We start from the raw sequence: 22,169 nt of genomic DNA on the forward strand, positions 1-22,169 counted from the left end.
GGCACCAACAGCACGGTCGGCAAGAACCCCAACCTGGACCAGGTGCTGAACAAGCAGTCCGACATGATGGCCGCCGCCCAGGCCGCCGGCGAGGCGGTCGCCAAGACGGTGGGCGACGTGGCCGGCGCCAAGGAGAAGGAGGCGCGTGCGAATGCCAAGGCCGCCCATGACGCCGGGGATAGCGAGATGGAACACAAGTACCTTGCCGACGCGAAGAACTGGGAGGAAGGCGGCGACTACCGTGCGGCGCTGCACGCCGCAGGCGGCGCGCTTGTTGCGGGCCTGGGTGGCGGCAACGCGGTGGCCGGCGCAGTCGGTGCGGGTGCGTCGTCGCTGGCTGCGCCCAAGCTTCAAGAGCTTGGCAATGCGGTGTCAGAGAGTTTGGATACTGGCAATGCGGGGCTGAATGAAGCGCTCGGAAATGTGGCGGCCAATATCGCAGCGGGTGGCTTTGGTACGATCGTGGGTGGTGGCTCGGGTGCGGCGGCGGCAGCGAATGTGGATCGGTTCAACCGGCAGTTGCATCCGGATGAACAGAAGTGGATCAAGGACAATGCCAAGGCTTTCGCACGGCGGCTCAATGGCGGGCAAGCTCCGTCTGATGTCCAGGTTGCTGACGCAGAGCAGCGCCTTGCACAACAGGGCTTTCGTCAAGTGCAGAACGGTGCTGGCGATGCATGGGACCAAGCTGCGAGCGGCTTCCTGAGCCAGGCGCACATGATGCTCCCTGCCGATCCTTCCTGCGCCGCATGCGGGATTAGTTACTCATTCCAGCCGACCGCAGCGCAAAAAGCCAATGCTGACATGTATGCCAACTATCTGCCGCAGGACCGGAACAGTAGTTTCTACGCGCAGAATGACCTCTCACAACCAACGAGCGCCGCTGTTAGTGCAGCTAACCAGCGAGCGCAGACTATTAACAATTTGATGGGGGCTAGTACGATCGCCGCCCCGGTTGCGGCGGCACTGTTGGTTGGGGCGCCTATAGCAACTGCTGCTGGGGGAATCTTTGGATATGCAGCAATTGGTGGGACGGTGGGTGGTGGAATGGATGCTTCCGGCCAATATGCGCAAACAGGCACCATTCGCCTTTTCCAGTCTCTGTTTGCTGGTGGAACAGGGGCCATCACGGGACCGATTGGTGGTAACGTCGGCTTCATAGGCAACGTGTTGGTCGGTGGGGCCGGTGCGGCTGCAAATACAGCGTTCAATAATATTTTCTATGGCGAAAACAATAGCATTCTATTCGCGGGTGCCGTTGGCTCGACATTCAGCGGTGCTGCGTACCCAATCGGCTTAGGAGTAACAAAGCTGGCGGGGCAGACTCTGCCGTCGCTGGTCTACCCCAATGGGCTGAAGCCAAACATACCCGCCTTGCTCCAAGGTTCGCCAAATCCCTATCCTGCAAACACTGGGGCAACGGCGGGCTCTTTCACCCAAGGATTTGGATCGTTTTTTCCGAGTAAAAAAACGGGAAAGCAATGATGCGAAAGATTGATGATCTACTGCGACAGAATGGTTGGGCTGGTATCTTCTTCAGAGTCGGATTTGAGTTTCTCTTCCTATTTTTTATATTTCACGCTGGCGATGCTTCTGTGTGGATTGAGCGGCATTTTTTCGACCGAAACTTAAATTATTGATCGCGACAAGGAGATGCTGTTAGTGCGCATCTTCATGTGCATGATCGCGGTAGGTTTTTTCGTAGAAGCTATTAACGCGATCAAGCTGCTAGTTGCGTCGCGCGACACAAAAGTCGATCGCTGAACGCTTCAATCGGCAGTTTCATCGGGACGATGCAGATGTGGATTCTGGATAATCCCATGCATTTCGCACAGCAACTCAATGGCGGGAAACGTCGTTGCGAATTGCTCGATCAATCCGACGACCTGCACCGCCGCCGGAGGTATTGGCGGTGTTGTGAGCAGCGTTGCAGATATGGTAGGACAAGTTTTGGTAACTGGTGGAATTCGACCCGGACAAACCGCTATGGCTACGGTTAGCGGGGCAATCTTGAAACCCGTAGGCATGAACACAGGCGCGTATGGAAATGCCGTACTCGGTAGCGTATATTCCATTTTAAATGCGCAGTTTCAAAATATGCTTTACGGGGATAGCAATAGCTTAGTAGGTGCAGCCACCGTTGGCTCCCTCTTTGGCGCCTCTGGCGCGAAATCCGGGTAATATATAAAAGGAAGAGCAGCCCTCCTGTTCCCAGCATACGTTAATTCTGGAATTCCAGCGTTACTTCAGAAGCCAAATCAATCGGCACCTCTCATTGGCATCGGATTCGGTAATGCGGCTCAGGATGATGGCTCCTCCCTCCCACCCCCACAAAAACCAAATAAATGAAGAACACATTGCAGAAAATTTTGTGGGCAGCCCAGGGAATTACTGCCCCTTGGATCATGCTACTACCGCTGGTAATTCTAAAACTACTTGGGTTTAACGTTACCAAAAAATACTTTTACGCTGTTTCAGCTCTGTGTCTGCTATGGATGCTAGAAATTTCAGCCTGGTATTTATATGCGTGGATAAAAACACGGCAGATTGAAAGGAAAAAGAAAATTGACAGACAAAAACCGTAGATGGCCTTCGTGAATTCGCGAGCCGGCATGAAAAAGTCCACTGCCGGCGTATCGTATAACCTTGGATTTCCGCAGCAATGCCGGGTGGCGCGCAACAGGTCATAGTACCAACAATGGAAAACACCGACGAAGATTGACCCGTTCACATTACATAGTGAAACATGGATCAGATCGAGCAATTGCAAGAAAGGGCGCGGATACTGCATGCTCTGTTGACTCGCCATGCAAAGTTTGATGAGGACGCAGAGATGGTTTTGGGTTTTATGACTGGTTTGTTTTTCGATATTGAGCGCGGTGAAGTATTCCCGCCGGTTCATGACAAATATCGATGGTACTTCGCGAATACCGAAGGGCCCCTGTTCAAGTATGACGACCTGGGCGAGGCCCATGCTCAGTATTCGCATGCGTTAGAGGGCTGGGCGACATGACCGGTTCATTCGGCAGTTGCATCCGGATGAGCAGAAGTGGATCAAAGACAATGCCAAGGCTTTCGCACAGCGGCTCAATGGCGGGCAAGCTCCGTCCGATGTCCAGGTTGCTGACGCAGAGCAGCGCCTCGCACAACAAGGATTCCGGCAAGTGCAACATGGCGTTGGCAATGCATGGGACCAAGCGGCAAGTAGCTTCCTGAGTCAGGCTCGCATGATGCTCCCTGCGGATCCTTCGTGCGCTGCGTGCGGCATCAGCTATTCGTTTCAGCCGACCGCCGCACAAAAGGCGGATGCTTGGATGTATGCCAACTATCTGCCGCAGGACCGAATCAATAATTTCTACGCGCAGAATGCTCTCTCACTGCCAGCTAGTGCCGCCGTCGATACGGCTGACCAGGGAGTGCAAGGCACCCCGAACATACTACCCGGAAATACATCAGTCACGACTGGTACAGTTGGCGGGTCATGGCCGCCATTTCTCCCCGGCAAGGAATCGAAATGATAGGTGTGACAAATCTTATGGACAGAGCTTTTAAAAATCCGGGATGGCTTGGAATATCCGCACGCGTGACATTTTGCATCCTGATTATTATTGCCGTGCATTGGTTACGGGATTTTATACTATGGCTATACAATGACATTTTTCGCACCCACACCGTTATAACTATTGAGCAGCATCAACATGCCATATTTACATTTAGCTTCTTAGGCCTATTTTGGCTATCTCTTGAGCTAGTCTACGCGATTATTCTCCTAGTACGCAAAAAACCTCCAAAGAGGTAGCTTTCCGCCCCCTTCACTCTCGCCTCCACATCGAACGCAAGGCATAAATAGATGAAAAATAATAGAAACTTAGTAATCCGTAGCACTATCTATGTGGCCTTAATTTTTTTCGCGATGATGGTTGTGCTGGTATCCTGCCTGGACTTACTCGCCTCACCGATCCTTCGAGAGTTACTGCTTGAACCTTATCAACGAAATTGGTGCGGGATTTTCTCGCGTTGTGCCAGCGGGACTCAAAGGTCATTCATTGAGCACCTTCAAGCAGGCGCGCCCTGGACAAGCTGGGACCTAGTTGCGACAGAGACTCGGCTCAAGAAGGCCGCACTTCTCGGTGCCTTTATCGGTGTTGGCTACGTGGCCATTGCAGCCTTTCAGCACCGGAGACGATGAAAAAGAGAAGAATTCATCCTGCCCCTGCCCTCGCTCGCGGTTGCCCAGTCGCTCCCCTTCTTGCCGCCGGCCACCCCGAACGCCGCCATTGAGCGGCGCCAGATCAGTAGCAGGAAACCGCGCATAAGCGCGCCATGACCCGCCCTGTGATGCATGCCCGGCGCACCCGCGAACCAGCACGACATCGACCAAAGCATCGAAAACATACGCCGCCTGCAGCGGCAGGCCGCCTACCAGCAGTGACTCCCCAACGACTGCAGATTATTCAGAACCTGGTCAAATTTGGCCCTGAATTAATTAATTAGGAAATTTCCTAACCCATTTTCGGATCTGTCCGATTTCAATCTGGACTCAGACTCGGTATCTTCCGTCTTGCGTGGGCGTAGCCCGTCTCCGGCAAGCGGCAACGCGCTTGCGCGGGGGATGCATCGGCACCGAGGCTAGCGGTGCTGGCGCCAACAATGCCTAGTCAAACCCGAAGGAGAGAAGATGATCGGATTTCTTTTGCCACAGCAACACCACTTCTCGATGTTGCGAAAATTTCGATCATTTATTCTCGCTCGCGGATTATCAATGAGCGCTGTTTTCCGCGCCATCTGTTGCACTCCGCATATAAAAGCGAAGCGGTAGTCGCACAAAAGAATACAGAGATTCAACCCGACCAAATCACTAACCTCCGAGTCGAATTGACTGACATGCAAACCGCGTCAATCTATGTCAATGCACTTCCGCAACGCGCGCCGCATGACGCGCGGTGTCGCCCCGTTTGTCCCGTTCATCCTGACGCTGCCTTCGCTCGCGGTTGCCCAGGCCCTGCCCTTCTTCCCGCCGGCCACCCCGCACGCCGCCATCGAGCGCCGTCAGGAACAACAGCAGGAAGCCGCGCGTGAGCGCGCCATGGCCCGCCCTGACGTACTCACGGCTTCCCCCAATTAAAAACGGCATCGCGGGACCGCTGATGCTGCCCGCGGAGTCGCCCTGCTTTCTCATCAAGATGGTGCGTTGGGAAGGTGCGGAGGACTTTGCATGGCTCCAGGCCGAGGCCGGCATCCTGCCCACCCAGTGCGTCGGTGGCAAGGGGCTGGCGACCATCCAGGAGTATTTTTCCGCGCGGCTGCTCGCCCGAGGCTACATGACCACGCGCGTGGTGATCCCGGACCAGAATCTCGCCGGCGGCGAATTGYGCCTGCGCGTGGTGGCCGGACGCATTTCTGGTGTCAAGGCCGAGGGCGCGCCCGGCTGGTGGCGCGTGGCCTTGCCCACCGGCCCCGGCGGCCTGGTGAATCAGCGCGACCTGGACCAGGGCACGGAGAACGTGCGCCGCCTGCAGGGACAGGCCGATGCCAGCATCGATCTCGTTCCCGGCGAGAACCCCGGCGACACCGAGCTGATCATCAAGGCCGGCACCGGCAAACGCTGGCATGCCCTCGTGACAGGCGACAACGCCGGGCTGGATAGCACCGGACGCTACCAGATGGGTGGCACGCTGACGGTGGACTCGCCACTGTTCCTGTACGACAGCCTGACCGTCTCCGGCAGCACCAATGCCAATGCCGGCAACGGCGCGGCGGGGACGCGCTCTTCGGCGATCAGCTACAGCATTCCCTTCGGCTACTGGAACGCCTTCTTCAATGCCAACCAGTCGCGATACCACCAGACGGTGGCGGGTTTCGACAGCGACATCGTCTATGGCGGGCGCAGCACGCAGATCGAGGCAGGACTTGGCTACGTGCCGTTCCGCAATGCCTCGGGCAAGACAAGCCTGTACGGCAAGGTGTTCCGCAAGACCGCCCGTTCCACCCTGGATGGCATCGATATCGAAGTGCAGCACCGCGATTTCGTCGGCTTCGAGGCCGGCGCCGCGCACCGCCAGTACCTCGGCAATACGGTGCTGGATGTCGGCGCGGCATGGCGCGCGTCACTGCCCGCGCACTCCAGGTCGCCCGGCTTTGTGCTGGGCGAGCCCGGCTGGGATGGCAAGTCGGAGATCGTGCTGGCGAACGCCGGACTGATGGTGCCATTCCAGGCCGCCGGGGAGCGCTTGCGCTACCAGGGCAACGTGCGCATGCAGTACGCCCGCACCCGCATCCTGCCGTCCGACTACTTCGTCATCGGCAACCGCTATTCGGTGCGCGGTTTCGATGAACAGCTGACCCTTGCCGCCGAGAACGGCATCACCTGGCGCAACGAACTGGCCTGGCAACTCGCGAATACGGGCCAGGAAGCCTTCCTGGGTTTCGACATGGGACATGTCAGCGGCCCATCCGCCGGGTTCCTGGCGGGCCAGTCGCTGATGGGTGCCGTGATAGGAGCGCGCGGGCGCTGGGCCATGGGTGGCTACGCCGCCCTGACCTACGAGGTCACGCTCGGCAGGCCGGTCAGGAAGCCAGAGTTCTTCCGCACGCACACGCCCAATATCGCGGCGCAGATCGGTGTGGAATTTTAGGCCCCGCAGCCCGGGGGTATCGCGCAATCGATGCGCGCCCAAGAACGTGAATCGTTTGCATGTTTGATTAACCAAGAGGAGAAGACCGAATGAACAGACTGACAGCAGGATCGCTGTTTGCCGCGGCTGGGCTGCTCGCCCTGCTTGGCGGCTGCGCGACCGAATCATCGACTGCCTTGCCCGTGCAGAAGGTCGAGAGTGCCAGCCGCCCCTACGTGGGCGTGCGCACGCCGATCGCAGTCGGGAAGTTCGATAACCGTTCGAGCTATATGCGCGGCGTGTTTTCCGATGGCATCGACCGGCTGGGCGGCCAGGCCAAGACTGTCCTGATCACGCACCTGCAACAGACCAACCGCTTCCATGTTCTCGACCGCGACAACCTGGACGAGATCAAGCGCGAGGCGGGCATCAAGAGCCAGGCGCAGCGTCTCAAGGGTGCCGACTACGTGATCACCGGCGACGTGACCGAGTTCGGGCGCAAGGAAGTGGGCGACCAGCAACTCTTCGGCATTCTCGGCCGCGGCAAGTCGCAGGTGGCCTATGCGAAGGTGGCCCTGAACGTGGTCAATATCGCGACATCGGAAGTGGTGTTCAGCAGCCAGGGCGCGGGCGAGTACGCGTTGTCTAGCCGCGAGGTCATCGGTTTTGGCGGCAGCTCCAGCTATGACTCGACACTCAACGGCAAGGTGCTGGATCTCGCCATGCGCGAGGCCGTGACGAATCTGGTCAACGGGGTCGAGGCCGGCGCCTTGACGCCGCGCAATCCCTGAATGCCAATATCCAGAGGAAAAACTGTGAAGACATTATTCCAGCCGTGCCGCCTGGCGACACTCGCGCTCACGGCAAGCGCATTGCTGGCGGGTTGCGCCGCGCCAGCCAAGCCCCTGTATCAGTGGGAGAGCTACCAGCCGCAGGTTTATCAGTACTTCAAGGGCGAATCGAAGCAAGCCCAGATTGAAGCGCTTGAACGCGATCTGCAGAAGATCATGGCAGCGGGCAATACGCCGCCGCCGGGCTACCACGCGCATCTTGGCATGCTGTACGCCGATGTTGGCAAGGATGACCAGATGGTCCGCGAGTTCCAGACGGAAAAGACCCTGTTTCCGGAGTCGTCCGCCTATGTGGATTTCCTGATGAAGAACATCAAGCAAGGGGGGAGCAAGAAATGAGGGATATGTTCAAGCGCGCGCTCGCGTTCCTGGCCGTCGCAGCGCTGACCGCCGGGTGCGCGGCGCCATCCAGGAATGTCGATTACGCCGCCTACAAGGAGAGCAAGCCGCGCTCGATCGTGGTCCTGCCACCGCTGAACGAGTCGCCTGACGTCGCGGCGACCTACAGCATGCTGTCGCAGGTCAGCTATCCGCTTGCCGAGGCCGGGTACTACGTGCTGCCGGTGGCCCTGGTGGACGAGACCTTCCGCCAGAATGGCCTGACGACGCCGGGTGATATCCATGCCGTCCCGCCAGCGAAGCTCAGAGACATCTTCGGCGCGGATGCCGCCCTCTACATCACGGTAACGGACTACGGGACCAAGTTCCAGGTGGTTAACAGCGCCACGGTCGTAAGCGCGAAGGCGACGCTCGTGGATTTGCGGACAGGGGGCACGCTCTGGACTGGCGCCGCTTCGGCATCCAACAGCCAATCTGGCAACGCCGGCGGAGGCCTGGTCGGGATGCTCGTGGCTGCGGCGATCGCGCAGGTGATCAACAGCGTGTCGGATGCAAGCTATTCGGTCGCGGGAACAGCGAGCCTGCAGCTGCTGTCGGCCGGCAGCCCGGGCAGCATCCTGTACGGTCCGCGCTCCGCCAGGTACGGCTCGGATTGATGGTGCAGCGCCTGCTGCCGCAGTGCTGCCGCCCGCCGGTAGTGTTCACCCGCAAGTGCTCCATGGGCGGCTACACCGCGTTGGCCTGCAAGGTGACGCCTGGCTGGCCGTCAGGAAGCCCGAATTCTTCCGCACGCGGCAGCCCTGCATCGCGGCGCAAATCGGCATTGCGTTCTAGCCCGGACCATCCCTGAAGCCTGGCGGCCACTCCGAGCGAGTTACTAATTGGGGGCGTCCCAGCATGATTCGAAGCTGGGACGCAACGGATAGTGCTTGCCATCCGGGTTCAATCAACAACGTTAGCGGGTATTTCCGATGCAAAGCGCATGCACTATTCCAAGTGATCTTCGCCGCTTGGGACTTGATGGCATCCTGATCATTAACGTTCGCTCGTTTGTCGAGCGCCGCAAGCATATTCAAGCGCAGCTTTTCAGATTCGGACTAGAAGGCGAATTTGTCCATGCGTTTGACGCCGTCGACATCGACAAGCAAATCAATGACAAATACTTCAAGGGCACGGGGCTTCGGCCAGCGCAGAAATCCTGCTCGCTGAAGCATATCGTCGCACTTGAGCGTATTTGCTCTCGAGGCTGGCGACGTGCGCTGATTTTGGAGGATGACGCAGTGTTGGCGGAGACTTTTCCAGCCGGCCTGAAGCAAGCGTTGATCGAGTCGTCGAGACATCGGTGCCCGCACGTCATTTATCTTGGTTGTGGTGGAAACCAGTACACCCCTCGCAGTCAACGGATTGCTGGTCAGCACTTGTACAAGAACAACCGCGGACGCTTTACCGATTCCTATGTCATTGGCATTACCGAGGCATCCGCGAGGCTGGAATGGATGTCTGCGAACAAGATGGATTTGCCGATCGACCTCGCCTTCGATGCGATGGACAGGCTGGTCGGCAATGAGATTCTCTGGTTCGAGGATCCGGTGGTTGAACAGGGTAGCAAGAATGGCGCCTTTGAAACAACACTGCAACCCGGTCGTACTGCGAAGGCGCAAAGATTGCACTTCGCCTGGAAGCGGCTTTGGCAAAAGCATGTGCGTCAGATCTGGCGATAGATCGAGGTCACCAGTATCGGCCGCAAACTTGCGGCACGAAGAAGCACGCGCTGACGCATCGCCCGCCAATGCTTGCTGTGCGCCCCCCATCCACCGCTCAAATCTCCGCCCGCAACCCCACAAAAAACCGCCGCCCCGGCGCCGGCTCGAAATACCGCCCGTTGCTCTCGTTCACGATCACCGAGCCGATGTAGCGCCGGTCGGTGACATTGTCGATGCGCCCATACGCGTACCAGCGCATGCGCCCCACGCGGAAGTTGTAGCCGGCACGCAGGTTGAAGATGGCGTAGCCCGGCGCGTATTGCGTGTTGAGGTCGTCGGCAAAGACGCGCCCTTCCACGCGCATCTCCACGCCCAGCGTGAGGTCGGCCACCGGCTTGTACGTTGCCTCGGCGAACAAGCTGTGGCGTGCGGTGCCGGGCAGGCGATTGCCGGAGGCAACCGTTGCGCCCTGCGCATTGCGGAAAGCGTCGCCAAAGAAGGCGTCGAGCCAGGTGTAGGCCAGCCCGGTGCCGTAGCGTTCTCCGGGGCCGTAGACGCCGCGCCATCCCAGTTCCAGCCCGCGCCGGCGCACACCATTGACGTTCTGGTAGACGGAGCGGCCGTTGTCGTTGGCCAGCGGCACGATTTCGTCGTGGCTGTCGGCATCGAACAGCGCGGCCTCCAGCCGGTGTCCCTGGCCTTGCCATTTGACGCCGATCTCGCCCTGGCGGCTGGTGGATGGCTGCAGGCCAAGGTTGGTGCCGGTGCCGCCTGGGCCGTAGGCCACCTCGGTCAGCGTCGGCGTCTCAAAGCCGCGGCCCAGGTTGGCATAGACGTTGAGCGAGTCGAGCGCTTGCCAGACCACGCCGAGCACCGGGCTCACGTTGTTATACGTGGCGGTGCCGCTGTCATCGGGGCTGGCCGCCGTGATGTAGTGATCGTCGATGCGCAGCCTGACCTTGCTGGCACGCACGCCGCCCACGAGCCGCCAGGCGGGGTTCCAGGTCCAGTCGAACTGGGCAAAGGCGCCGAGGCTGCCCGCCTTGTCGGTCTCGTCGCGGCGCAGCGCGCCCTGCGTGCCGTTCTGGTTCACGAAGCCGGTGCGCGCGTCGCGCATGCCATCGGCGTCGACGCCGGCGCTCCACAGCAGCGGCAGGCCGTTCAACGTGGTGTTGTGGTGCCACGAGAGCGCGCCGCCGCCATAGCTGCGGTCGATATCCACGATGCCGCCCGCCGACGAGGGCGCGATGCCGCTGAAGCCCAGGTACTGGGTTAGCTGGCGCGTGCCGCCGTAGAGGCGGAACTCAAGATTGTCGCGCTCGCTCAGGCGCTGCTCCACCTGCACGCCGCCCTGGTTCTGCCGGACAGTCTTGCCGGTATTGAACTGCGTGGCCAGCGGCACCGCCTGGCGCGGGTTGGCATCGGCCTGGGCGCGGGTAAGGCCGAGCGCGTCCTGCGCCTGCGGCTGGTCGAAGGCGTTGAACAACAGGGTGACGCGGGTGCCGGTGACAGGTTCCGCCACCACCTTGGCGTTGAGCTGGCGGCGCCGGGCCGCGCTGTGGTCGCGGTAGCCGTCGGTTTCAAAGGTCCATGCGTCCAGCACGCCGCCGATCTTGTCGTTACCGCCACCGACGGCCACGCTGGTCATCCATTGCCCGTCGGAGCCGAAGCCGCTCCCCACCCGTGCCATCGGCGCCTTGGGCGGATCGGGCGTAAAGATCTGCACGACGCCCCCCGAGGCGTTGCCGTAGAGCTGGGCGAAGGGGYCGCGCAGCACCTCGATGCGGCTGGCGTTGGTGAGATCGGCAGTGGATGCTTGCCCCTGCCCGTCCGGCATGGTGGCGGGAATGCCGTCGACATACAGCCGCACCCCGCGCACGCCGAACGTGGAGCGGCTGCCAAAGCCGCGCACCGCAAGCTGCAGGTCTTGCGAGTAGTTCTGGCGCTCGCGCGCGGCCACGCCAGGCACGAGTGTCAGCAGCTCCGAGAGGTTGATCAAGGGGCTCGGGGTCGCCAGCGAATCGACCGGGACATTGTCGATCGCGGCCGGCGCGTCAAAGCGCTTCTGCTCGGCGCGGCTGACGCTCACCACCACGTCGGGGAGCGTTTCCTCGGCACAAGCCACGCCCGGCGCGGCCGCGAGCATGGCGGCTGCCAGGCACCACAGACGGTAAGAAGCCAGCCCGGAAACTGGTTTCCGGCTTCGCGCACCGCCCTTGCTGCCTGCCATCTTCCTGCCCTGGGTCCGTTGATCGCTCCCCTTCCTGCCGCGCGGGCGGCCCTGCGCGGCGATCAATTGGCCTTGGGCCGGATCGCGTCGGCGGTGCCCTGGATGAAAGCCTTGATCTTCTCGACATCCTCCATGCTCAGCTTGCCCGTGAAGTCCGGCATGCCGCGCGCCAGGGCGGGGCCTTTGAAGATGAACTTGTCGAGGTTCTGGATATAGGCGGCGTTCAGATAGCCAAGGTTGGGAATATTGCCGCCGCGATCCACGCCAGGCACGCCATGGCACAGCACGCAATTGCTGACATAGAGCGCGGTGCCTGCCGCGACATGGGCGGGGTCATATTTCACGCCCGCCAGCAATCCTTCCGCGCGGTACTGCACGAAGGCGGGCATCGGCGCCTTGCCACCCACGGCGAAGGTGTAGACCGTGCCGGGCCCCTGCCGCTCGGTGGCGCGCTGGGCCTGCCCGTAGACGCCGCCCCAGCCGACGGCGACGGACACGTACTGCTTGCCGTCGACCATGTAGCTCACGGGTGCCGCGATCACGCCGGTGCCCGTGGGGGATTCCCACAGCTTGGCGCCGGTGGCGGCGTTGTAGGCGATGAAGCGGCCGTCGGCCGTGCCCTGGAACACCAGGTTGCCGGCGGTGGTCAGCGTGCCGCCGTTCCACGGCGAGACGTATTCCTGGGTCCACGCGGCTTTCTGCTGTACCGGATCCCAGGCAATCAGGCGGCCGAAGGGCTTGCTCGCGGGCGGCTCGGCGTTGAGGAACTTCGCCGTGTTCCAGCCCACGTTGCCATGCGGCTGGCCAGGCTGCTTGCCGTTGAACGTCCAGTTCTTGTCGTCCATCAGGTTCAGCGGCACATGCTGCGCCGGCAGGTAGACCAGTCCGGTCTGCGGGTTGAACGACATCGAATGCCAGTTGTGCGCGCCATAGGGACCGGGGATGGCGTCATAAGGCTTGTCCGTGGCACGCGCCTCGGGCAGCTCGATCGGGCGTCCGTTCTGGTCGTAGCCGCTGGCCCAGTTCACATCGACGAAGTTCCTGGCCGAGATGAACTGGCCGTTGGTGCGGTCGATGACGAAGAAGAAGCCGTTCTTGGGCGCGTGCAGGATGACCTTGCGTGCCTTGCCGCCAATGTTGAGGTCGGCCAGTATCATGGGCTGGGCGGAGGTGTAGTCCCAGTTGTCGCCAGGCGTTTCCTGGTAGTGCCAGACATATTTGCCGGTATCGGGATCGAGCGCGACGATGGAGGCCAGGTAGAGGTTGTCGCCGCCGGCCGGGCTGCGCTTGCTGCGCGACCAGGGCGAGCCGTTGCCGGTGCCCACGTACATCAGGTTGAGCTCGGGGTCGAAGGCCAGCGTGTCCCATGCCGTGCCGCCGCCGCCGGCTTCCCACCATTTGCCGGCCGGGTCCCAGGTCTTGGCTGCCCTGGCCATCGACTCGTCCTCGAACGGTTTGCCTGGGTCGCCCGGCACCGTGAACCAGCGCCATTTCTGCTCGCCCGTGCCCGCGTCGTAGGCGGTGATATAGCCGCGCACGCCGTATTCCGCGCCGCCGTTGCCGATGATGACTTTGCCCTTGAACACGCGCGGCGCGCCGGTGATGGTGTAGGAGTGGCTGCGGTCGATGATGGTGTCTTTTTCCCAGACCTTGCGGCCGGTGCCCGCATCGAGCGCAATCAGCCGGCCATCGTAGGCAGCGACGAACACCTTGCCCTGGTAAAGCGCCACGCCGCGATTGACGACATCGCAGCAGCCCTTATAGCCGATCGACCTGTCGACCTTCGGGTCGAAGGTCCAGATGCGCTTGCCGCTGCGGGTGTCGATGGCGTGTACCACGCTCCACGAGGCGCTGACATACATGATGCCGTTCACCACCAGCGGCGTGGCTTCCACCCCGCGCGTGGATTCCAGGTCATAGGACCACGCCAGCCCCAGGTCCTTCACGTTGTCGGCATTGATCTGCGAGAGCCGGCTGAAGCGGGTTTCCGCGTAGTCCAGGCCGTAGCTGGGCCAGTCGGGGGTCTTGGCGGCGTTGGTCTCGATAAAGGCGCCATCCACGCCGCGGGTCACGGCACGGATGTGGTCGGCGCTGGCAACCCTGGCAGGCGGCTTGGTTTGCGCGGCCGCGAGCGAGGCCGCGGCCAGTCCTGCCGCCAGCATGGCCAGCTTGCCGGTGCGCCGCGCGGCGCCCGGCCAGCAGGAGAAAGCCCGCTTGGATTCTTGGCTCATTGTGTCTCCTCTTCTTTTATTTATTCTTGCTTCTTCTGGGGGGGAAGCCAGGCTGGTTCTGTGCCAGCGGCTGGCCAATGGTGCGGCGGACATTGCCCGCCGCACCACCGGATTGCAGCGATCCTAAGGATGGCGGCAGAGGCGCGTTATACACACTCGGGATTACCCCGAGGATGACGCCAGGCACGCCCCTGCCTTTTGCGGCAGTGCCGCTCTGCTCAGTAAGCCATGCAGACCGACTTGATCTCGGTGTAGGCCTCGATCGCCGAGCGGCCATGTTCGCGCCCGACGCCGGACGCCTTGTAGCCGCCGAAAGGCATGTTGGGATCGACGATATTGTGCGTATTGACCCAGACCGTGCCGGCATCCAGGCCATCGACCAGGCGCTGCACCGCGCGCAGGTCGTTGCTCCAGATGCTGGCGCCCAGGCCGTACTCCGAGCGGTTGGCCTCGGCCAGCACGGCCTCGGGATCGTCGAACGGCATGGCCACCACCACCGGCCCGAAGACTTCCTCGCGCACCAGGGTCAGGTCCTTGCACGCGGCGTTGGCCACCACCGTGGGCCGCACGAAATAGCCGGGACGGTCCAGCGCATCGCCGCCCGCGACGATCTCCGCGCCTTCGCTGCGCCCGGTGCCGATCAGGCCCATCACCTTGTCGCGATGGCGTGCCGAGACCAGCGGCCCCATCTGGCTGGCGGGATCGAGCCCGGAACCCAGCACCGTGGCATTGGCCACCTTGCCCAGCCCCTCGACCACCCGGTCATAGTGCCGGCGCGCCACGTACAGCCGCGAGCCGGCCGTGCAGACCTGGCCCTGGTTGAGGAAGATGGCGCCGGCCGCGCCCTGGATGGCGTGCGCGGGATCGCAATCGTCCAGCACGATCACCGGGCTCTTGCCGCCCAGCTCCAGCGACACGCGGCGGATATCCTGGCCGCAGCGCGCGCCGATCAGGCGCCCGACTTCCGTGGAGCCCGTGAAAGTAATCTTGTTGACGCCGGGATGCGCCACCAGCGCCGCGCCGGGCACGCCGTCGCCAGTCACCACATTCAGCACGCCCGGCGGGAAGCCCGCTTCGAGCGCCAGCTCGGCCAGCCGCAGCGCGGTCAGCGGGGTTTCCTCCGCCGGCTTTAGCACCACAGTGCAACCGCAGGCCAGCGCCGGCGCGATCTTCCAGACGGCCATCAGCAAGGGGAAATTCCACGGCACGATGGCGCCCACCACGCCCACCGGCGAGCGCCGCGTCATGGCGCTGTAGCGCGTTCCCGGCGGAAACGGCACCGACACATCCAACGTGCTGCCTTCGATCTTGGTGGCCCAGCCGGCCATATAGCGCAGCCATTGCGCGCTGCCGCCCACCTCCAGGCCTTGCGAGAAGGCCAGCAGCTTGCCGTTGTTGAGCGTCTCCAGCCGGGCCAGTTCGTCGCCGTGCTGCTCGACCAGGTCGGCCAGCTTGAGCAGCAGGCGCTCGCGCTGGGCCGGCATCATGGCGCGCCATGTGCCGCCGGCAAAGGCGCGCCCGGCGGCCGCCACGGCGGCATCGATATCTGCCGCCCCGCCGGCGGGCACGCGCGCGATCTCCTCGCCGGTGGCGGGATCGAACACGGCAAAGGTCTCGCCAGACTCGGCCTGGCGCCACTCGCCGTCGATCAGCATGGCATTGCGGATGGCCTGGTTCAGGCCGCTGCGGGCTTCCACGGGTGCATTCATCTTCGTCTCCGGTTGGTCTTGGCTTGATGCCTCGTTGTGGAGACCGAAGTTAGCACCGCGTCCTTGTCACGGCTTGTCTGGCCGTGCAGAAAGCTTGTCGATGCGTGCAAAGCGCACGCTGGCGCGGTTAATGACGCAGCGCAATACGCGTCCCGCCCGCATTCTGCTGGCGCCATTGCGAAGGACTCATGCCAAAGCGCTCATGGAAGACACGGCTGAAGTGCGCCGCGTCGGCAAACCCCAGGGCAAAGGCGATCTCGGTAATGCTGCGCCCGGCGTCCGCGCTGCCGGACAGCCGCACAGCCGCCTGCCGCAACCGGCGCGACAGGATATAGGCATGCGGGGTCTGGCCAGACTCGCGGAACAGGTTATACAAGGTGCGCCGCGAGACGTTCAGAACCGCGGCCAGCCGCTGCGCGGAGAGTTCCGGATCATGCAACTGGGCGTCGATGAATTCAGCGAGGCGATGCATCCGCGCTTCGCCGAGATGCCGCGCCATGGCTGCGTCCGCGCCATCGCCAAGCGCCGGCGGCCGCGTATCCGCACCTTGCAGCGCGGTCTCCACCAGCGAAACGACGGAATCCTGCAGCACCATCTGTCCCTGGTAATCCAGCAAGTGGCCCGAGCAGGTATCGTGCAGCATGGCACCCAGCGCCGACAACGCGATGCGCGCCGCGCCCTCGCCCCGCAACGCCCGGCCGCCCAGGCTGGCCGCCGCCTGCCGCCAGCCGAAGGCGCGCTCCTGCGGCACCAGCAGCACCAGCACCCGGCAGCGGTCCGGCATCTCGATGCTATAGGGTTGCGCGGTATCGTAAATCGACCACATCCCGGGTTCGAGCGAAGCCTCGTTACCCCGTTGCGCAACCCGGCTCTGTCCGCTGATTTGCCAGAAGATCTTGAAGAAACCCGCATCGGACGCCGCCACGTGCCGGGGCTCGCGCGCCACCCTGTGCGCATCGACATCCATGTCCGCCACCGCGCAGGCGCCGAAGCGGGCATAGCTGACGTTGCTATGGAAGCACCCGCGCGTCTGGCGCGTATAGGCTAGCGGCAGGAAGCTGGTATCGATGGCTTCGCACCATTGGTCGAACGTCACGATGGACATCCGTGCCGGTTTCTGCTGCAGATTCTGCACAGCGGGCATCAGGGCATCTCCAGTAACCGGCGGTATGCTGGGGAACGCGCCGGAAGTCCTCGAAGGTGGAGGCCAAGCCTAATGGAAAGCCCACGGGCAGACAATGGGAACAACTACGCAGGCGCGGCGACGGCAGGAAGGGCGAAAACGCCGCATTGCTTGCCGCCCACCCGCCGGCCCACGCTAAGGGCGCGCTTCGTAGACCAGGTTGAACGGCGTTTCCGTGGCGCGGCGGAAGCGGCGGAAGCCGCCCCGCGTAACCACCTCCCGGATACGCTTCTCGCCAGCCTGCGCGCCCAGGCACATGGCGCCTTCCTGCGCGCGCGACGCCGGCGTGCAGATGAAGGTCGACGCCGAATAAAAGATCCGCCCCACCGGGTTGAGGTTCTGCTCCAGCCGGTCCTGCGCGAACGGCTCCACGATCATCCATGTGCCGTCGGGCTTGAGGCTGTTCCACACGTGATGCGATGCGCCGGCCGGGTCGCCCATGTCGTGCAGGTAATCGAACATGGCGGCGAGATCGTAGTCGCTGCCCGGAAAGCTCTTTGCACTGGCGACCTCGAAGCGCACCCGGCTGGCAACCCCCGCGCGTTGCGCCGCCTCGGACGCATAACGAATGGACGGCTCGTGATAGTCGAAGCCGTGGAACGTGGAGTTCGGGTAGGCCTGCGCCATGATGATGGTGCACGCGCCGTGTCCGCAGCCGATGTCGGCCACGCGAGCGCCAGCTTCCAGCCGCGCCTGTACGCCGTCCAGCGCCGGGATCCAGTCGCTCACCAGATGCGCCGCGTAGCCGGGACGGAAAAAGCGCTCGGTGCCGTGGAACAGCGCCGCGTCGTGCTCGTGCCATCCCAGGCCCTGTCCGGTGCGGAATGCGTCGATCATTTTCGGGATCGCCTTGAATTGCGCCACGGCGATCTCGAACGCGCCGGGAATAAATGCCGGGCCGCCTTCCACGGTGAGCGCGAAAGCCTGCTCCTCGCCGAGGCTGAACCGGTCGGTGGCCGCGTCGTACTCCACGTAGCCGCTGGCCGCCTGGGCCGACAGCCACTCGCGCACGTAGCGCGCGTCGGTGCCGGTGTCGCTTGCGAGTTCCTGCGCCGACAGCGATTTGCCGGCAAGCGCCTTGTAGAGTCCCAGCTTGTCGCCGACCACGATCGTCGCGGCATGCATCACCGCGCCGAGATCGCGAACGAAGTTGTCCATGAACGCATTCAGCCTGGTGTCATCGATTGGCATGACGGGCTCCCTGGATGGATAAGTTGCCGTGCGCTGCGCGGCCTCACAGCACACCTCGCAACACGCCTCACAAGACGCCTCACAATACACGATAGATCTCCCAGCGCGCGGTGCCGGAAACCACGAACGGCTCCAGGTCCTTGCCCCATTGCGCGTGGGCCGGTATCGATGCGAGCCGGCCCCATGCGCGGTCCAGCTCGCCGAGATCGTTCACTTCCCAGTCATGGACCACCGTCGCTTCGAGCGCGCCGATCGAGCCGGTCAGCAGGCGCCCGGTGACAAGGCCGGCTTGCGGGGCGATCTCGCGCGCCCATGCCTGCAGCCGGTCGATGACCTCTTGCTTGTGCCCAAAGCGGGCATCGATCTGCCATCTTGCGATCAGCATGATGTTTCTCCTTGAATGGTTGGTGGAGGATGGGATGGGCCGCGGGCGGGTGCGCGCATCGGCTGGCAACCGCCCGGCCCGTGTGCTACCTTTTTTGAACAGCGTCGCCAACGGTGCGGCGCGGCAGGCCGCTGTGCATCCGCAGCCCCGCCCCTCCAGTTCCACTATCGGCTGGCACCGTTGGAATCACGGTTGGAGAAAGCGTGGCTGCCAGAGATGCCGCTTCACCGCAGGCCACTGCCCGACTGGAAATCCGCCTGCTGGGTGATTTATGCGTGACCCGCAATGGCGAGCCGCTACCGCTGCCAGCCTCCAAGCGCACTCGCGCCCTGCTGGGCTACCTGGTTTGTGCCAGCGCGGCCCAATCCCGGCAGTCGCTCTGCGACCTGCTCTGGGACGGGCCCGATGACCCGCGCGCGGCGTTGCGCTGGAGCCTGACCAAGCTTCGACCCTTGCTGGACGACGCTGGTGCCGGGGCGATCAGGCTGGTCGCGGACAGGGAGCGGGTCGCCTTTGCCGCGCAAGGCGCCTCGGTGGATATCGCACGCGTCCATGCGCTGCTTGGCGCCGGGCCCGATGCTGCCTCGCTCGAGGCGCTCGAGGAAGCTGCCCGCCTGCTGCGCGGCGAGTTCCTCGCGGGCCTCGAACTTGCGCGCTGCTACCGTTTCTATCACTGGTGCACGGCGGAGCGGGAGCGTTACGACGGCCTGCGCCGCGCCGTGCTGTGCGCGCTGGTGACGCGCCTGGACGCCACGCCCGCACTGGCGCTGCCTTACGGACGAGCCATGGTGGCCGCCGATCCGCTCGCCGAATCCGCGCATGCCACGCTGGTCTCGCTACTGGCGGCGGCCGGGCGCTATCCGGACGCCGAGCAGCACTACGCCTACGCACGGGACATGCTGCGGCGTGAGTTGTCCACGCCGCCCAATGGCCCGCTGGACGCGGCGATCCACCGCGCGCGCCGGGAGATGCAGGCCGCAGGCGCGGCGGCCTGGGAGAACAGCAACGCGCAAGAAGCGCACGGCAACGACATCCCGGCCGCTACGGCCAACGCCGCCGAGCAGCCCGCCCTGCTGAGCCGGCCATTGATCGGACGCCTGTCCGAGCGCGACGCCATCGAGCGGCTGGTAGCCGGCGGCAGCGACAGCGAAAGCGGCATACTGCTGCTCCTGCTCGGCGAGCCCGGTATCGGCAAGACCACGCTGCTCGACCATTTCGCCGGGCGTGCCGAGGCGTCCGGCTTCCAGGTCCTGCGCGGCCGCTGCTATGAGGCCGAGATGGTGCGGCCCTACGGCCTGTGGCTCGACACGCTGCGCGGCATCGCGCAAGACACCGTGCCTGCGGGCGAGGCGCAGCAGGCGGCGCCGCTGCTGGCCGGCGGCGTACTGGCTGCCGGGCACCGCGAGGGCAGCCGTGAACAACTCTTCGGCGCGGTCGCCAGCCTGCTGCGCGGGCTCGCCGCTGGCCAACCGCTGGCGCTGGCCCTGGACGACCTCCAATGGCTGGATGAAGGTTCTGCCGCGCTGCTCCATTTTCTGTGCCGCACGCTGGAAACCGGCACGCGCATGATCTTCGCCGGCGGCGCGCGGGCGGGCGAGGTCGACGACAACCCATGGGCCAAGGGATTGCTCCACTCGCTGGCGCGCGAAGGCCGCCTGCTCCGGCTGCCGCTCGCCCCGCTGGCCGTGGCCGAGGTCGCTGCGTTGCTCGGCCCGGCGCTGGCCGCGATGGATCCGCTCGCCGTAGCGCGCGATAGTGGCGGCAACCCGCTGTTCGTGCTTGCCCTGGCTAACGCCAGCGACAGGGCGCGCGGCGGCAACGGCTCGCACCGTACGCTTGACGCCCTGATCGCGGAGCGCCTGGATGCGCTGGAACCCGCATCGCGCGAACTGCTGTTGCGCGCCGCCGCGATGGGCCGCGAACTGCAGCCCCGGCTGCTGGCCGAGGTGTCCGGCATTCCCCTAGCGCAATTGCTGACGACCCTGGAGCAACTGGAGCGGCGCGGACTCCTCAAGCCGACCGGCGAGGGTCACTTCGACTTCAGCCACGACGTGGTGCGCCAGGCGGCCTATCGCGCCATCTCGCCGCCCCGGCGCCGCATCATGCATCGCCTGATCGCACAGCAGCTGGTGGTGGCATGCGCGGAAGACCCCAGGCTATATGGCGAACTGGTGCACCATGCGAGTCTCGCCGACGACGCGCCGATGACCGCGCAAGCTTGCCTGGCGGCGGGCGAGCATTGCCTGCGCGTCTATGCCAACGACGAAGCTGCCCTGGTTGCCGGGCGCGGCCTGGCCCAGCTTGAGCGGCTGCCGCAGGGCGCCGAGCGCGTGCGGCTGGCGATCGGCTTGCTCAAGCTGCGCGCGGTTGCCGCTACCAGCGCCGGCGCGCGGCGCCTGCCCACGCTCATCGGCGAGATGGAAAGCGAGATCCGCGCCGCGGAAGCGCTCTCGCTGCACGAAGAAGCCGCCACCGGCCTGCATATCCTGTCGTGGTTGCGGCAGCAAGGCAACGACACCGAGGGCGCGCGGCGCGCCATCCTGGAGGCCGAGCGCATGACGCGCAAGGCCGATGCCGCCACGCGCTGCCAGCAGCTCGCCAATACCGCACGCTGCCTGCTGGAAGTGGAGACGGATCTGCCCAGGGCGCGCGCCATGATCGCCGAGGCAGACGCGCTTGCCGAGTCGCTCGACCTGCAGACGATCGAGCTGATGTGGGGCCACGGCCTGCTGGCGCGTGTCGATGGTGACCTGGCGAGCGGCCACGGGCAGGTGGCGCGCGCGGTGGCCCTTGCCAGGCAGCGGCAGGATCACTGGCGGGAGTACGAGTGCCTCGTCTGGCAGGCCACCATCGCGTTCGAGCTTGACCGCTTCGACGAGGTCGTCGGGCACAGCGCTGAGATCGAGCAGGCTGCGCGGCGCATGGGCGAGACGGGCACGGCGGGCAAGACAACCGAAGCCGCGGATGCCGTGGAGCCCGCCGCCCCGTTCGCTGGCGCGCTGGGAGCCCTTGCCAGGCTGCGTCTCGGCCAGCCCGCCGCGCAGGACGAACTGGCGGCATCGCTGGCGTCCTTGCGCAGCGTGGACGACAAGGCGCACCTCGCCTATGCGCTCAACGCCGCCGCCGCGATGGCCCTGGACCGGGGACAATGCGATGTTGCCGGTACCTGCGCGAGCGAAGCCCTGGAAGCGGCCCGCGCCGTTCGCAGGCTGACCGAAATGACGGTGGCAGCCGCCTGCCTGGTGCAGGCCGCCGCCAGCGCGGGCGACGCGGCCAGCGCGGCCGGGTGGCTCGCGGACCTGCGCTGGCTGGCGGCCGGCCACCAGCCGGGCGCGCGGGCGGCGGCGGCGCTGGATCGCGCGGTGCTGGCATGCCGTGCCATTCCAACGCTTGCGCCAACGCCGGGGCACTAGCCTACCTGCATGCACTTCCGCACTTTCCGCACCCCGACAGGAGGCCCGCCATGTCACGCATCATCGTTGAGCGCAGTTTCACCACCCCGCAATCCGACGAAGATATGAAGATCGTCGCCGACCGCGAGCGCCCTTGCCTCGCCCTCTACAACGTCACCTGGAAACGCAGCCTGATCGCTGCCGACCGCAAGCGCATGGTCTGCGAGTACGAGGCCGCCGATGCCGAGACGGTACGCAAGATCCAGCACGAAGCGGCGGCGAGCTTCGATCGTGTCTGGGTGGGCGATGTCATCGAGTGAGGGCGAACCGCGCCGGGCGGC

Annotated in this window: 16 protein-coding genes and 1 pseudogene; 11 read left to right on the plus strand and 6 right to left on the minus strand. The window is 63.9% G+C overall.

What is annotated here, in order from left to right:
* From AC1DN0_RS24885 to AC1DN0_RS24925, 9 genes and pseudogenes are all read left to right on the plus strand, one after another.
* Positions 1-1,485 (plus strand): annotated as a pseudogene (locus tag AC1DN0_RS24885) (hypothetical protein); the annotation flags it as partial.
* 1,261 nt (positions 1,486-2,746) lie between these two features.
* The gene (locus AC1DN0_RS24890; protein WP_441635219.1) at positions 2,747-3,013 is read left to right on the plus strand and encodes a hypothetical protein; all 267 of its coding nucleotides are present in this window, start codon (positions 2,747-2,749) and stop codon (positions 3,011-3,013) included.
* Between the two features lie 16 nt (positions 3,014-3,029).
* Complete coding sequence (locus AC1DN0_RS24895) at positions 3,030-3,518, plus strand: hypothetical protein (protein WP_441635221.1); 489 nt, start codon at positions 3,030-3,032, stop codon at positions 3,516-3,518.
* A 1,385-nt stretch (positions 3,519-4,903) separates the two neighbouring features.
* The gene (locus AC1DN0_RS24900) at positions 4,904-5,125 is read left to right on the plus strand and encodes a hypothetical protein (protein WP_441635223.1); all 222 of its coding nucleotides are present in this window, start codon (positions 4,904-4,906) and stop codon (positions 5,123-5,125) included.
* Between the two features lie 22 nt (positions 5,126-5,147).
* Positions 5,148-6,635: a ShlB/FhaC/HecB family hemolysin secretion/activation protein gene (locus AC1DN0_RS24905; protein ID WP_477146080.1), complete on the plus strand. Its 1,488-nt coding sequence runs from the start codon at positions 5,148-5,150 to the stop codon at positions 6,633-6,635.
* A gap of 89 nt (positions 6,636-6,724) precedes the next feature.
* Entirely contained in the window at positions 6,725-7,405 is a 681-nt protein-coding gene (locus AC1DN0_RS24910; RefSeq protein WP_441635227.1) for a CsgG/HfaB family protein, read from the plus strand.
* 24 nt (positions 7,406-7,429) lie between these two features.
* Positions 7,430-7,804 carry a DUF4810 domain-containing protein gene (locus AC1DN0_RS24915; protein ID WP_441635229.1) on the plus strand — a complete coding sequence of 125 codons (375 nt, stop codon included), beginning with the start codon at positions 7,430-7,432 and terminating at the stop codon, positions 7,802-7,804.
* Positions 7,801-8,460 carry a DUF799 domain-containing protein gene (locus AC1DN0_RS24920; protein ID WP_441635231.1) on the plus strand — a complete coding sequence of 220 codons (660 nt, stop codon included), beginning with the start codon at positions 7,801-7,803 and terminating at the stop codon, positions 8,458-8,460. The genes AC1DN0_RS24915 and AC1DN0_RS24920 overlap by 4 nt, the downstream gene beginning before the upstream one ends.
* Positions 8,461-8,775: 315 nt before the next feature.
* Positions 8,776-9,525, plus strand: coding sequence for a glycosyltransferase family 25 protein (locus tag AC1DN0_RS24925; protein ID WP_441635233.1), 750 nt, complete (start codon positions 8,776-8,778; stop codon positions 9,523-9,525).
* A gap of 97 nt (positions 9,526-9,622) precedes the next feature.
* Here the strand turns inward: AC1DN0_RS24925 and AC1DN0_RS24930 are convergent, their stop codons facing one another.
* From AC1DN0_RS24930 to AC1DN0_RS24955, 6 genes are all read right to left on the minus strand, one after another.
* Positions 9,623-11,653: a TonB-dependent receptor family protein gene (locus tag AC1DN0_RS24930; RefSeq protein WP_477146081.1), complete on the minus strand. Its 2,031-nt coding sequence runs from the start codon at positions 11,651-11,653 to the stop codon at positions 9,623-9,625.
* Between the two features lie 146 nt (positions 11,654-11,799).
* Positions 11,800-13,968: a PQQ-dependent dehydrogenase, methanol/ethanol family gene (locus AC1DN0_RS24935; protein ID WP_441635237.1), complete on the minus strand. Its 2,169-nt coding sequence runs from the start codon at positions 13,966-13,968 to the stop codon at positions 11,800-11,802.
* Positions 13,969-14,186: 218 nt separating this feature from the next.
* Positions 14,187-15,677, minus strand: coding sequence for a phenylacetaldehyde dehydrogenase StyD (gene styD, locus AC1DN0_RS24940; RefSeq protein ID WP_441635239.1), 1,491 nt, complete (start codon positions 15,675-15,677; stop codon positions 14,187-14,189).
* Positions 15,678-15,804: 127 nt separating this feature from the next.
* Positions 15,805-16,821 carry a helix-turn-helix domain-containing protein gene (locus tag AC1DN0_RS24945; protein WP_441635241.1) on the minus strand — a complete coding sequence of 339 codons (1,017 nt, stop codon included), beginning with the start codon at positions 16,819-16,821 and terminating at the stop codon, positions 15,805-15,807.
* Positions 16,822-16,995: 174 nt separating this feature from the next.
* Positions 16,996-18,051, minus strand: a complete 1,056-nt coding sequence (locus AC1DN0_RS24950; protein WP_441635243.1) for a class I SAM-dependent methyltransferase — start codon at positions 18,049-18,051, stop codon at positions 16,996-16,998.
* Between the two features lie 79 nt (positions 18,052-18,130).
* Positions 18,131-18,436 carry a hypothetical protein gene (locus AC1DN0_RS24955; protein ID WP_441635245.1) on the minus strand — a complete coding sequence of 102 codons (306 nt, stop codon included), beginning with the start codon at positions 18,434-18,436 and terminating at the stop codon, positions 18,131-18,133.
* A gap of 203 nt (positions 18,437-18,639) precedes the next feature.
* Between AC1DN0_RS24955 and AC1DN0_RS24960 the strand changes: the two genes are divergently transcribed.
* Both AC1DN0_RS24960 and AC1DN0_RS24965 read left to right on the plus strand, forming a co-directional pair.
* A complete protein-coding gene (locus AC1DN0_RS24960) occupies positions 18,640-21,849 on the plus strand; it encodes an ATP-binding protein (RefSeq protein ID WP_477111519.1) in 3,210 nt (1,069 codons plus the stop codon).
* Between the two features lie 50 nt (positions 21,850-21,899).
* On the plus strand, positions 21,900-22,148 hold the full coding sequence (locus AC1DN0_RS24965) for a nickel-binding protein (protein ID WP_441632356.1): 249 nt from the start codon (positions 21,900-21,902) through the stop codon (positions 22,146-22,148).
* The last annotated feature ends 21 nt before the right edge of the window (positions 22,149-22,169 follow it).

The organism is Cupriavidus sp. 05N39, assembly GCF_056397325.1.

Bases quoted from the DNA above. Each gene is read 5' to 3' on its own strand.
- AC1DN0_RS24890 (WP_441635219.1), top strand. From the start codon at position 2,747: ATGGATCAGATCGAGCAATTGCAAGAAAGGGCGCGGATACTGCATGCT.
- AC1DN0_RS24900 (WP_441635223.1), top strand. From the start codon at position 4,904: ATGTCAATGCACTTCCGCAACGCGCGCCGCATGACGCGCGGTGTCGCC.
- AC1DN0_RS24910 (WP_441635227.1), top strand. From the start codon at position 6,725: ATGAACAGACTGACAGCAGGATCGCTGTTTGCCGCGGCTGGGCTGCTC.
- AC1DN0_RS24920 (WP_441635231.1), top strand. From the start codon at position 7,801: ATGAGGGATATGTTCAAGCGCGCGCTCGCGTTCCTGGCCGTCGCAGCG.
- AC1DN0_RS24925 (WP_441635233.1), top strand. From the start codon at position 8,776: ATGCAAAGCGCATGCACTATTCCAAGTGATCTTCGCCGCTTGGGACTT.
- AC1DN0_RS24935 (WP_441635237.1), bottom strand. From the start codon at position 13,968: ATGAGCCAAGAATCCAAGCGGGCTTTCTCCTGCTGGCCGGGCGCCGCG.
- styD (WP_441635239.1), bottom strand. From the start codon at position 15,677: ATGAATGCACCCGTGGAAGCCCGCAGCGGCCTGAACCAGGCCATCCGC.
- AC1DN0_RS24945 (WP_441635241.1), bottom strand. From the start codon at position 16,821: ATGCCCGCTGTGCAGAATCTGCAGCAGAAACCGGCACGGATGTCCATC.
- AC1DN0_RS24950 (WP_441635243.1), bottom strand. From the start codon at position 18,051: ATGCCAATCGATGACACCAGGCTGAATGCGTTCATGGACAACTTCGTT.
- AC1DN0_RS24955 (WP_441635245.1), bottom strand. From the start codon at position 18,436: ATGCTGATCGCAAGATGGCAGATCGATGCCCGCTTTGGGCACAAGCAA.
- AC1DN0_RS24965 (WP_441632356.1), top strand. From the start codon at position 21,900: ATGTCACGCATCATCGTTGAGCGCAGTTTCACCACCCCGCAATCCGAC.